General features: G+C 67.3%; 13 protein-coding genes. 1 reads left to right on the top strand and 12 read right to left on the bottom strand.

Features of this window, described 5'->3' with window-relative positions:
• Positions 1–89 precede the first annotated feature (89 nt).
• From A5784_RS21700 to rplM, 6 genes are all read right to left on the bottom strand, one after another.
• A complete protein-coding gene (locus A5784_RS21700; protein WP_064946968.1) occupies positions 90–1562 on the bottom strand; it encodes a hypothetical protein in 1473 nt (490 codons plus the stop codon).
• A gap of 3 nt (positions 1563–1565) precedes the next feature.
• Positions 1566–1862 (bottom strand): type VII secretion target, encoded by a 297-nt coding sequence (locus tag A5784_RS21695; RefSeq protein WP_064946967.1) that lies wholly within the window; start codon positions 1860–1862, stop codon positions 1566–1568.
• 37 nt (positions 1863–1899) lie between these two features.
• Positions 1900–3237 (bottom strand): phosphoglucosamine mutase, encoded by a 1338-nt coding sequence (glmM, locus tag A5784_RS21690; RefSeq protein ID WP_064946966.1) that lies wholly within the window; start codon positions 3235–3237, stop codon positions 1900–1902.
• A 145-nt stretch (positions 3238–3382) separates the two neighbouring features.
• Positions 3383–3799 (bottom strand): hypothetical protein, encoded by a 417-nt coding sequence (locus tag A5784_RS21685; protein WP_064946965.1) that lies wholly within the window; start codon positions 3797–3799, stop codon positions 3383–3385.
• A 345-nt stretch (positions 3800–4144) separates the two neighbouring features.
• Positions 4145–4594 carry a 30S ribosomal protein S9 gene (gene rpsI / locus A5784_RS21680; RefSeq protein ID WP_232006183.1) on the bottom strand — a complete coding sequence of 150 codons (450 nt, stop codon included), beginning with the start codon at positions 4592–4594 and terminating at the stop codon, positions 4145–4147.
• 23 nt (positions 4595–4617) lie between these two features.
• On the bottom strand, positions 4618–5061 hold the full coding sequence (rplM, locus tag A5784_RS21675) for a 50S ribosomal protein L13 (protein ID WP_064946963.1): 444 nt from the start codon (positions 5059–5061) through the stop codon (positions 4618–4620).
• A 313-nt stretch (positions 5062–5374) separates the two neighbouring features.
• Between rplM and A5784_RS21670 the strand changes: the two genes are divergently transcribed.
• Entirely contained in the window at positions 5375–5653 is a 279-nt protein-coding gene (locus tag A5784_RS21670; protein WP_064946962.1) for a hypothetical protein, read from the top strand.
• A 7-nt stretch (positions 5654–5660) separates the two neighbouring features.
• Here the strand turns inward: A5784_RS21670 and A5784_RS21665 are convergent, their stop codons facing one another.
• The 6 genes from A5784_RS21665 to A5784_RS21640 form a co-directional block, all read right to left on the bottom strand.
• Positions 5661–6071, bottom strand: a complete 411-nt coding sequence (locus tag A5784_RS21665) for a hypothetical protein (protein ID WP_064946961.1) — start codon at positions 6069–6071, stop codon at positions 5661–5663.
• A gap of 28 nt (positions 6072–6099) precedes the next feature.
• Positions 6100–6360: a hypothetical protein gene (locus A5784_RS21660; RefSeq protein WP_064946960.1), complete on the bottom strand. Its 261-nt coding sequence runs from the start codon at positions 6358–6360 to the stop codon at positions 6100–6102.
• Positions 6361–6549: 189 nt separating this feature from the next.
• Positions 6550–7323, bottom strand: coding sequence for an ethanolamine ammonia-lyase subunit EutC (gene eutC / locus A5784_RS21655; protein WP_064946959.1), 774 nt, complete (start codon positions 7321–7323; stop codon positions 6550–6552).
• Complete coding sequence (locus tag A5784_RS21650; protein ID WP_064946958.1) at positions 7320–8735, bottom strand: ethanolamine ammonia-lyase subunit EutB; 1416 nt, start codon at positions 8733–8735, stop codon at positions 7320–7322. Before A5784_RS21650 ends, eutC begins: the two co-directional genes overlap by 4 nt.
• On the bottom strand, positions 8732–10144 hold the full coding sequence (gene eat / locus A5784_RS21645; protein ID WP_064946957.1) for an ethanolamine permease: 1413 nt from the start codon (positions 10142–10144) through the stop codon (positions 8732–8734). The genes A5784_RS21650 and eat overlap by 4 nt, the downstream gene beginning before the upstream one ends.
• 305 nt (positions 10145–10449) lie before the next feature.
• On the bottom strand, positions 10450–11025 hold a 576-nt coding region (locus A5784_RS21640; RefSeq protein ID WP_156750702.1), incomplete at its 5' end, for an aldehyde dehydrogenase family protein.

Genomic DNA, 11025 nt, shown 5'->3' with positions numbered 1-11025 from the left:
GCACCCCCGCCACCCGGGCCCGTCGAACTATACGAAAGCGCGACCGAACTACAGGTCGCGATCACACTCGCCCGCTGGCCACAGGCCGCCTAGCCTCCCACCTGCGGCAGCTCATCCGCGGCGATCTCGCAGGGCGTCTTGCCTGCGGGTGCCGCCACGGGCTCGGCCGGCTGAACCGGGACCACGGGCGGCGCAACGGTGGGCGCCGGTGCCTGCGGCGCAACGGGTTCGACGGGTTCGGTTGCGGCGTCGACGGGTTCGGTGGTCTCGACGGGTTCGGCCGGCGCAGCCACGGCGTCCTCCGCGAGCGCGTCGTCCTCGGCAGCTGCGTCAACCTCAGCTTCGGTGTCGTCGGCCTCTGCGTCGTCGGAAGCCTCTGTGTCGTCGGCGTCGGGGTCTTCCTCGTCAGGATCGTCGGCCGTGTCCTGATCGTCGACCAGATCTGACGCGTCCGGATCGTCCAGTTCGTCCGGCAGTGCACTGTCTATCCCAGACCCCGAGGCACCGTCGGCGGTCGATCCGATCAACCCGCCGAACAGGTCGGCGAGCTGCTGACCGATGCCGGACAACCCCGACCCCATACCGGACAGTCCGGCCCCCGGCAGTCCACCGCCGGGCGGTGAACCCCATGCGGCAGCAGGGTCGGGCGCCGCGGGACCGGGAGCCGGGGCGACTGGATCGGCAGCTGGCGATGCGAGAGGTAGTGCAGGAGAAGCACTCTGAGGCTGCAGGACCGGTGCGCTGGCCGGGGCTGCCCAGGGCGGAGGCTCCGCGTAGCCGGAGGGCACGAACCCGGCGGGAATCGTGGCGGTGCTGCCGACGGGCGGATCAGCCGGAGCAGCGGTGAACGGGCGCGGTGTCCATGACGGTCCGAGATCCCCGGGAATCTCGAAGATCGGGGCCGGGGTGTCGGTGAGTGCGGTGATCGCGGATGCGTACGCATCGGACACCGCGGTACTCGCCGAGCGCATCGCGGACACCCACTGTGCCCCGATGTCGTTGTCCACGAACGGTTTCACCTGCGTGTCGATCAGCTCGCTGGCGGCGTCACGATCACCCAAACCAGTCCGCACAGTGCGGGCCGCGGCCAGCCAGACTTCACGCTGGGCCGCGCAACGCTGCGCGATCCGCTCGGTGACCGCGACCTTGCTGTCAACGGCCTGCCACAGCAGATCGCGTAACCGCGCGACGGTGTCGGCGGCTCTGCGCACCGCGACGACGGCCTGCTCGGTGGCGCCGCCCTGGCGGCGCAGGAACTCACGCGCGGCCTGCGCACCGCGCCCCTGCCACGCCTGAGCGAGTGCGCTGAGCTGATCGTCCTGCAGCCGCAGCGCCCGCTCGGCGGACCCCGCGGCTTCCGCCAGTGTCGCACCGTCCGCGGCGAGCACCCTCAGATCGAGTCCGTCCTCGCCGGCGTACCAGTCGTGCACCTGCCCCATGTGCGCGGTGAGGTCCGGATGCCGGTAACCCAAAAGTCCGCACGCCCAGACGAATTCGGCGAAGGTCTCAACCGCATCCTGCCCCTCGTCCAAACGTGCTGCGACATCACCGATTTGGACCACCGCTCAGCCCACCCGCGCAGCTGCGCCGGCATCGGCGGCGACGTAACGGTCTGTGGTGCTGCGCAGTACCGCGGCCACCTCGCCAGCCGCGCGGGCCCATTGCCGCAGCGGTGCGATCCGCTCGTCGAGCGCGGTCCGCAGCGCTTCACCCGAAGCGGTGTGCTCCCGACCGGCCGTGGCGCCGTCGAACCGCAGTGGCATGCCGACACACGACTCGACGAGATCGGCGGCGATATCGTATTGACGTGCCACATCCAGCAGCGCCCCGACGTCGACGTGGGCGGCGTCAACTTCTCCCATGCCCGGTTTAGACGCAGCGGGCCGCGGAGCGGTTCCCTTAGTTCTGTGCGCTCACCGACTCGGCCACGCGGACGGCGAGCCGGCGGGCGGTGTCCTCGTCGGCAGCTTCCACCATCACCCGGACCACCTGCTCGGTACCGGACGGCCGCAACAGGATTCGCCCGGTATCCCCGAGCTGGGCCTCGGCCTCGGCGACCGCGAACTGCACCGAAGGCGACTGAGCCACGGTCGCCTTGTCGGCGACCTGGACGTTGATCAACACCTGTGGCAGCGTGCGCATCGGCTGGGCCAATTGGGCCAGGGTGGACCCGGTCTGCGCCATCCGCGACATCAACCGCAGACCCGTGACGATGCCGTCGCCGGTGGTACCGAAGCTGTTGATGACGATGTGACCCGACTGCTCACCACCGAGGGAGAATTCGCCGGCCCGCAACTCTTCGAGCACATAGCGGTCACCGACGCTGGTGGTGCGGACCTCGATGCCGGCGGCCCGCATGGCCAGATGTAGGCCCAGATTGCTCATCACGGTGGCGACCAGCGTGTTGGACGCCAGTTCATTGGCTTCCTGCATGGCCAGCGCGAGGATCACCATGATGGCGTCGCCGTCGATCACCCGGCCTGTGGCGTCGACCGCCAGACAACGGTCGGCGTCGCCGTCGTGCGCGAGGCCCAGGTCGGCGCCATGCTCGCGGACCGCGGCCTGCAGCACGTCGAGGTGGGTGGATCCGCAGCCGTCGTTGATGTTGAGCCCGTTGGGTGCGGCGTTGATCGCGATGACATTGGCGCCCGCAGCCCGGTAGGCCAACGGCGCCGCCGCCGACGCTGCGCCGTGCGCGCAGTCGACCACCACGGTCAGCCCGTCGAGCCGGGTGGTGACCGCCTTGCTGACGTGGCGCAGGTAGCGGTCCAGTGCATCCTCGGCGTCCTGGACCCGGCCGATGCCGGCACCGGTCGGCCGCATCCCGGGACCTGAGCTGACCAGTTCCTCGATGCGGTCCTCGGTGGCGTCATCGAGTTTGTGGCCGCCCGGGCCGAAGATCTTGATGCCGTTGTCGGGCATCGGGTTGTGCGATGCCGAGATCATGACGCCGAAATCGGCGTCATATGCCCCGGTCAGATACGCCACGGCGGGCGTCGGTAACACCCCGACGCGCAGCGCATCGAATCCTTCACTGGTCAGCCCGGCGATCACCGCGGCCTCCAGCATCTCGCCGCTCGCCCGCGGGTCACGGCCCACGACCGCGACACGGCGGCGTGCCCCACCTGCAGAACCCAACCTACGAGCGGCCGCAGAGCCCAGCGCCAGCGCCAGCTCGGCCGTCAGATCGCGATTGGCGACTCCGCGCACCCCATCGGTGCCGAACAGTCGACCCATACCCATAAACTTCTCATAAGAAGGGCATAAAGAGCCAACTGAGGTCCCCCGCAGCCATGCCGCCGCCGAATCGGGATCCCCTCGAGATCCGGCGGGCGCGCCGCCCGCACCTCAATGCGGATGCGGGCGGCGCGGGCCGAGCTGACTACTGCGCCGGGGCGTGCGTCGCCGTCGGCACGGGCAACGCGCTCGACGTCGGGGTCGTCGACTTCGTGCTGGGCGGGGTGGTCGGGGCGGACTGGGTCCCCTCCGCGTTGGTGGAATCGTTCTGTCGCAGGTCGACCGCGCCAAGGCTGCTGTTACACACGTTCTGATCGCCGCCGTTGGCGTCGACGGCCTCGACCGCAGGGGTCACCTGCCCGACGTCGCGATTGCACACACTCCCGACGATCTGCGCGGCCGTCGCGACAGGAACGTTGTGCAGCGTGCCCGAGGTGCCGACAACCACGTCGACCTGTCCGTCGCCGCGAGGCTCGGCATTGGCGAGCCCCAAACCAACCGACGCCAACAACGCACCGCCCAGGGCGGTACCAACCGTCACACGCTTCATCGTGCTCTTCATCAACCAGTCCTTTCAGTCAGGAAGCGACCCGGTCCCCCATCGAGCTGACTGACCCGTACCGGCGGGCAGATTCGGCCTGCCCAGACGCATATTCGCGCCCCGCTCGGCACCCAGGGTTTTCCATTTTCCGAACCGATGTCAAAGCGAATGCCCGAAACATTAAGCGATTAGGCGGCCTATCGGATTAACTCGATTCGCGCATATATAAATGCCCAACTCTATGAACTGGACAATGATAAATAACGCCCGATGGTGGGATGATTACTGAAATCGCCAGACTGGGATAAATAAGAAAAACCGCCGAGCGTGGAGATTCCACGCCCGGCGGTTTGACGGCGAAACAGATCAGCGCTTGCTGTACTGAGGAGCCTTACGGGCCTTCTTGAGGCCGTACTTCTTGCGCTCGATGGCACGCGGGTCACGCGTCAGGAAGCCCGCCCGCTTCAGCGCGGGCCGGTCCTCCGGCTGGACCAGGATCAGCGCCCGGGCGATGGCCAGACGCAGCGCGCCGGCCTGGCCGGACGGGCCGCCACCATCGAGGTGGGCGTAGACGTCGAAGGTCTCCAGCCGGTCGACGGTGACCAGCGGGGCCTTGATCAGCTGCTGGTGCACCTTGTTCGGGAAGTAGGCCTCCAGGCTGCGACCATCCAGGTGGAACTGGCCGGTGCCGGGCACCAGGCGAACCCGCACCACGGCCTCCTTGCGGCGGCCGACGGTCTGGATCGGGCGGTCGATGATGACCGGCTCGCGGTGCTCGACGACCTCTTCGACGGCCTCCGTCACAACGTCGGCCACGGCCTCGGTCTCATTCACTTCGGTCACTGGGCCACCTGCTTGATCTCGAACGGAACCGGCTGCTGCGCGGCGTGCGGATGCTCCGGACCGGCGTAGACCTTCAGTTTCTTCTGGATCTGCCGGGCGAGCTTGTTGTGCGGCAGCATGCCGACGATCGCGTTCTCGACGACGCGGGTCGGGTGCTTCTGCAGCAGCTCGCCGATGGTGCGCTTACGCAGACCACCGGGATAACCCGAGTGGCGGTAAGCGAACTTCTTGGTGAGCTTGTCGCCGCTGACGGCGATCTTGTCGGCGTTGATGACGATGACGAAATCGCCACCATCGACGTTGGGCGTGAATGTCGGCTTATGCTTGCCGCGGAGCAGCTTGGCTGCTTCGACGGCGAGCCGGCCGAGCACCACGTCGGTGGCGTCGATGACGTACCACGACCGCGTGGTGTCACCCGCCTTCGGCGTGTATGTAGGCACAGCGCTTACCTCTCTCGTATCGGGTTGCCCCGTTGTGGTTGTCGGTCCGGCGGATGCATCTCGGTGTTCCCGGCGACCGACGTTGACCCGGGACCCGCTTGCCCGTGAGGGCAGCACACGCCAACGGAGCAGCCTACCGTGCGCTGTCGGCGCAGGTCAAAACGCGGTTTCGCGCGACGCCCGCGCTACCGACGCCGCCCGAAAAGCAAATGCCCAACAAGCTCGAAGGTAACTCACAAGAAAGACCTGCCCGAATTCCCAGATTACCGGCGTGCACTCAATTCACCTGCTCTAGAACCAGGGGGTTCAGATCATGGCTGCCGAGAAGAAGATCAGCGTCAGAGCACTCGCCGCCGTGGTGGGTGGTGGCGCAGTGTTGGCATTGGGCTGGCTGGGCGTCGCATCGGGCGGATCGGGCACGTCGTTGGCCGTACACCTACCGCCGCCTCCCCCCACAGTGACTTCACCGGCCATGCAAATCGGCGCGACCACCACCACCACGGCACCTGTCACCCAGCCGCTGGTCGCCAAGGCAAAACCGACCATCAAGGGTCCGGCCGCGCTGCCGTCCGAAGAGGCCGGACTGCCCTGAGTCGGGCCTAACCCGCAGGCGCCGCCGGCGTGGGCGTGGTGGAGGTCTTGGCCGCCGCAGCCGCGGCGCGGCCCTCGGGGCTGCCCAGCGAGTTGCCGGGCGCCTTGGCCGACGCCACCGCGGCATCGCAGTTGAGCGACACCAACGTCTGGTTGACGGCCGAGCCGCTGGAGTTCGGCGCCGGTTGCTCGGTGTGGTCCACCTGGTTGGTCACGACGCAGTCCGACCACGCCAGGCGGTCACCGACGGTGGTTCGGACCACCGGCGTGTAACCGGCGCCGCTGAGCGTGGTGCTCGCGTCGCCGTACTTCTGGCCGACGACATTCGGCGAGGACGCCTGGGCGGGCCCACTGAATACGAGCGACACCGCCGGTGCGGCGACGGCAATCGCCACCACGCCGAGAGCGCGTGAGTTCATCTCTTCAACCTCCTACCCGCCCGCGCCGCTAACCTGCCGGGCTCGCGGCTGAGGTCGTCACCGTCGCCGTATTGCCGATCTTCATCTGCCCGATGGCGGGCTGGCTGTAGGTGGTGTTCCCAGGCGCGTCGCCAGATCCGGCCAACGGAAGACCGACCCCTGACGGACCGCTATCCGGTTGTGCGAGTGCGAATCCCGCCATCGCCGCAACGGCACCGGCGCCGACCACAACGCCGAGAACCCGTACGCGGCGGGACCGGGATGGAACCCATCCGTGGTTTGTCTCCATAGGACAATCTCACGCCGGATTCTGTGGAACCGCCTACCCCTACGCTGTGTGATCGCTGAATCAGCGAACTCGCACGATCCAGGCAGGGTTCTCACGGGCTACGTTGCAGCACAAGGACTTACGCGGCCACACCACAGGACTTGCCCAGCGCTCGACCGAAAGGCGCTCAGGCTCAACACAGCTGCGGGATCAGGTGAGCTCCGCGGCCCCGCCGGGACCGAGAGTCGCCGTGCGCGAGGTGTCCTTGAGGTCGACGCCCGAGCGGCCGAGCTCGCGCGCCCCGGCCACCAGACCGGCCGCCACCCGGGCCGCCTCGGCGTAGCCGAGCCCGTCGGGCGGATGGATGTTGGAGATGCAGTTGCGATCGGCGTCGGTGCGCCCCGGCTGCGGCAGATGCGTCAGATAGATGCCGAGGCTGTCGGCCACGCTCAGCCCTGGGCGCTCCCCCACGATCACCAGCAGGGTGCGGACATGCGACCGTGCTCCGACGTGGTCGCCGAGGGCGACCCTGGCCTGGGTCGCGATCACAGGCGGCGCGAGGGTGTAGCGATCTTTCAGCTGCTCCACGAGCGCCGCCAGCAGGGCCGCGCCATGGTGGTTGAGCGCCGTCGGCGACAACCCGTCGGCGAGCATGAACCCGATGTCGGCCGGGTTGTCAGGCACGCTCATCGTGTCGGCGGGCATCCGGCCGAGGTCGGGCCTGCGCAGGTATTCGTCGCGGGAGATGGCGCGGCTGGTCACCGCCGTCGGCTCACCGATGCCGACCCGGCGCACCTCTTCGGAGAGCTTGTCGACGTCCAGCGGCACGTGTACGGCATCGCGGGCGGCGGCATGCGCGGCCGCCAACTCGAGCACCCGCCGGGTCGGCAAACCGTTGCCGGCCCGCCCCAGGCCGATGCGGGCCTGGGTGGTCTTGCGCAGTTCGTCCCAGAACTCCTGTACCGCGACGTGATTGGTGGTCACAGCGCCTCCGCTGAAGTGAGCGACCGAAGCGCCGAGCGTTCCAGGTCGAACGGGGTGAGCCTGCCGGTTTCGTCGACCATGCCCACGGTGCGCAGCCAGGCCTCGAATTCCGGCGCAGGCCGCAGGCCGAGCGTGCGCCGCGTGGTCAACACATCGTGGAACGACAGGCTCTGGTAGCCCAGCATCACGTCATCGGCACCGGGCACAGTGATCACGAACGCCACGCCCGCCGCGGCCAGCAGCGTCAGCAAGGTGTCCATGTCGTTCTGGTCGGCCTCGGCATGGTTGGTGTAGCAGACGTCCACGCCCATCGGCAGGCCGAGCAGCTTGCCGCAGAAGTGGTCCTCCAAGCCGGCCCGGATGATCTGCCTGCCGTCGTACAGATACTCGGGACCGATGAACCCGACGACGGTGTTGACCAGCAACGGCTGCAGGTCACGGGCCACCGCGTAGGCGCGGGTCTCCAGCGTCTGCTGGTCCACGGGCTTGCCGCCGACGCCCAGGTGGGCGTGGGAACTGAGCGCCGAACCCTGCCCGGTCTCCAGGTACATGACGTTGTCGCCCACAGTGCCTCGGTGGAGGCTGCGCGCGGCCTCGTTGCCCTCCCGCAGGAGCGCGATGTCGACCCCGAACGCGGTGTTGGCGCCCTCGGTGCCGGCGATCGACTGGAAGGCCAGGTCCACCGGCGCGCCGGCTTCGATGAGCCCGATCGTGGTGGTGATGTGCGACAGCACGCAGGACTGGGCCGGGATGTCGTAGCGGGTGCGGATCGAATCGAGCAGATGCAGCAGATCGGAGGTGGCCTGCGGCGAATCGGTGGCCGGGTTGATGCCGATCACGGCATCACCGCAGCCCAGCAGCAACCCGTCGAGCACGGCCGCGGCGATGCCGCGCGGATCGTCGGTCGGATGGTTCGGCTGCAACCGCGTCGCCAGGGTGCCGGGGCCGCCGATGGTGGTGCGGAACGCCGCGCTGACACGCATGGCGGCCGACACCGCGATCAGATCCTGGTTGCGCATGATCTTGCTGACCGCGGCCACCATCTCCGGGGTCAGGCCGGCCGAGATCGCTCTGATGCGCTCCGCGCTGTCGTCGTGCGCAGTCGTTTCCAGCAGCCAGTCCCGGAAGCCGCCGACGGTGAGGTGCGACACGGCCGAAAAGGCTTGGCGGTCATGGGTGTCCATGATCAGCCGGGTGACCTCGTCGGTGTCGTACGGAACGACCTCCTCGGTGAGGAACGTGTCCAGCGGCAGGTCCGCGAGCACCCAGGCCGCGGCCGCACGCTCCCCGTCATGTTCGGCTGCGCATCCGGCCAACTGGTCACCCGACCGCAGCGGGGTGGCCTTGGCCATCACCTCGACGAGCCCGTCAAAGGTGTAGTTGACTCCCGAAACCTGTTGCTGGTACTTCATTTCAGTTCGCTCTCCGCTTCTGCCAGCATCGCGAACTCCTCATCGGGCGAGTTGGCCACCAGGCGGTGGCGGCTGTACACGGCGAAGTACACCATGAATGCGGCGAACACGGCCAGACATAGGCCGGCTGCCACCGGATTGACCAGGAAGGTCGCGATGACGGCCAGCACGGCGATGACGAGCGCGACGCTGGTGGTGATGGCGCCGCCGGGAGTGCGGTACGGCCGCGGCATGTTGGGTTCACGTACCCGCAGCACGATATGGCTGACCATCATCAACACGTAGCTCAACGCGGCGCCGAAGACGGCCATGTTCAGAAGCAGATCGCCCTTGCCGGTCAGCGACAACAGGAATCCGATGACTCCGGGGACGATCAGCGCCAGCGTCGGCGCCTTGCGGGAGTTGGTCACCGACAGCCTGGTGGGCAGGTACCCGGCCCGCGACAAAGCGAACAGCTGACGCGAGTAGGCGTAGATGATCGAGAAGAAGCTCGCGATGAGGCCGGCCAGACCGATGTAGTTGACCAGCCGGGCCGCGGTGGTGTCACCGAGCGCTTCGACGAGCGGGTTGCCCGAGTCCGACATCTGCTCGGCACCGCCGGCCCCGGTGGTCAGCACGAGCACCACCGCGCAGCTCACGAGAAGTACGCCGATGGCCGCGATGATCCCGCGTGGGACGTTGCGCTCAGGGTTGGCGGTTTCCTCGGCAGCCAGCGGAACTCCCTCGACGGCAAGGAAGAACCAGATGGCGAACGGAATCGCGGCCCAGATACCGAGGTAGCCGTGCGGCAGCCAGCTCGACGCTCCCGCAGCGCTGTGGTCGGCCGCGATGTTGGTCAGGTTGGCGACGTCGAAATGGCCGACGGCGGCGACCGCGAAGATCACCAGACCCACCAGGGCGATGGCCGTGATCACGAACATCACCTTCAGCGCCTCACCGACACCGGACAGGTGGATCCCGATGAACAACGCGTACGCCGCCAGGTAGACCCACCAGCCGTTGGTGATACCGAACAAGCCCAGCGATTGGACGTAGGCGCCGATGAAGGTGGCGATGGCCGCCGGCGCGATCGAATACTCGATGAGAATCGCAGTGCCGGTGGCGAATCCGCCCCACGGGCCGAGGGCTCGGCGGGCGAAGGTGTAGCCGCCCCCTGCCGCCGGCAGCGCCGAGGACAGTTCGGCCATTCCGAGCACCAGCGCCAGGTACATGCCTGCGATGATCACCGCGGCGATCGCCAGGCCGCCGAACCCGCCCTGCCCGAGGCCGAAGTTCCAGCCCGAGTAGTCGCCGGACACGACGTAGCTGACACCGAGGCCGGCCAGCAGCAGCCAACCCGCGCTTCCGGATTTGAGCTGGCGCTTCTGCAGATAATCTGCGCTTTCGAGGTGTTCCTCAACAGCAGACACTTCGAACTCCTTAATATGCAAAGCTTTTCGATGAGCTGGCACGTCAGCGCTCAGCGCGACATTTCTTCCGGGGCGTCCCGCCCACCGAAGTTAAAGGTCCGTAAATCGACCTTTAACTAGTATCACTTGACCCGGCTCAGATGTCCAGGGTGAGTTTGAAACCCGTATCCCCTTGTATTTCAAGACTTTCCGTAAACCCACGAGGGCACCGCGAATGCTCCGGTGTCACGAGTCACGGGCGGTTTCTCGTAACACCGTCACATTCGCGGTGCGGGGTATTCAGTTGTCGGGCTCGCGGTGCCTCTTTAGAAGAATCCCTGGGCCTTGTTGCTGTAGGACACCAGCAGGTTCTTGGTCTGCTGGTAGTGGTCCAGCATCATCTTGTGGTTCTCGCGGCCGATACCGGACTGCTTGTAGCCGCCGAACGCGGCGTGGGCGGGGTACTGGTGGTAGCAGTTGGTCCACACCCGGCCGGCCTTGATGTCGCGGCCGGCGCGGTAGGCGGTGTTGCCGTTGCGGCTCCACACGCCCGCACCCAGTCCGTACAGCGTGTCGTTGGCAATGCTGATCGCGTCGTCATAATCCGCGAACGAGGTCACCGCGACGACCGGTCCGAAGATCTCCTCCTGGAAGATCCGCATCTTGTTGTTGCCCGCGAACACTGTCGGGGCGACGTAGTAGCCCCCGTTGAGATCGCCGCCCAGCTGCGCGCGGTCACCACCGGTGATCAGTTTGGCGCCTTCGGATTTGCCGATCTCGATGTAGGACAGGATCTTCTCCAGCTGGTCGTTGGAGGCCTGCGCACCGATCATGGTCTCGGTGTCCAGCGGATCGCCCTGCCGGACCGCCTTGGTGCGGATGGCCGCCAACTCGAGGAACTC

It is taken from the genome of Mycobacterium sp. 852013-50091_SCH5140682 (assembly GCF_001665685.1).
GTDB lineage: Bacteria > Actinomycetota > Actinomycetes > Mycobacteriales > Mycobacteriaceae > Mycobacterium.
This window is presented reverse-complemented; position numbering and strand designations above follow the sequence as displayed.

What these genes read in the sequence shown, in the direction of transcription:
- glmM (WP_064946966.1), bottom strand. Translation starts at nt 3,237, where the DNA reads ATGGGTCGACTGTTCGGCACCGATGGGGTGCGCGGAGTCGCCAATCGC.
- A5784_RS21660 (WP_064946960.1), bottom strand. Translation starts at nt 6,360, where the DNA reads ATGGAGACAAACCACGGATGGGTTCCATCCCGGTCCCGCCGCGTACGG.
- A5784_RS21685 (WP_064946965.1), bottom strand. Translation starts at nt 3,799, where the DNA reads ATGAAGAGCACGATGAAGCGTGTGACGGTTGGTACCGCCCTGGGCGGT.
- A5784_RS21665 (WP_064946961.1), bottom strand. Translation starts at nt 6,071, where the DNA reads ATGAACTCACGCGCTCTCGGCGTGGTGGCGATTGCCGTCGCCGCACCG.
- A5784_RS21650 (WP_064946958.1), bottom strand. Translation starts at nt 8,735, where the DNA reads ATGAAGTACCAGCAACAGGTTTCGGGAGTCAACTACACCTTTGACGGG.
- A5784_RS21695 (WP_064946967.1), bottom strand. Translation starts at nt 1,862, where the DNA reads ATGGGAGAAGTTGACGCCGCCCACGTCGACGTCGGGGCGCTGCTGGAT.
- A5784_RS21670 (WP_064946962.1), top strand. Translation starts at nt 5,375, where the DNA reads ATGGCTGCCGAGAAGAAGATCAGCGTCAGAGCACTCGCCGCCGTGGTG.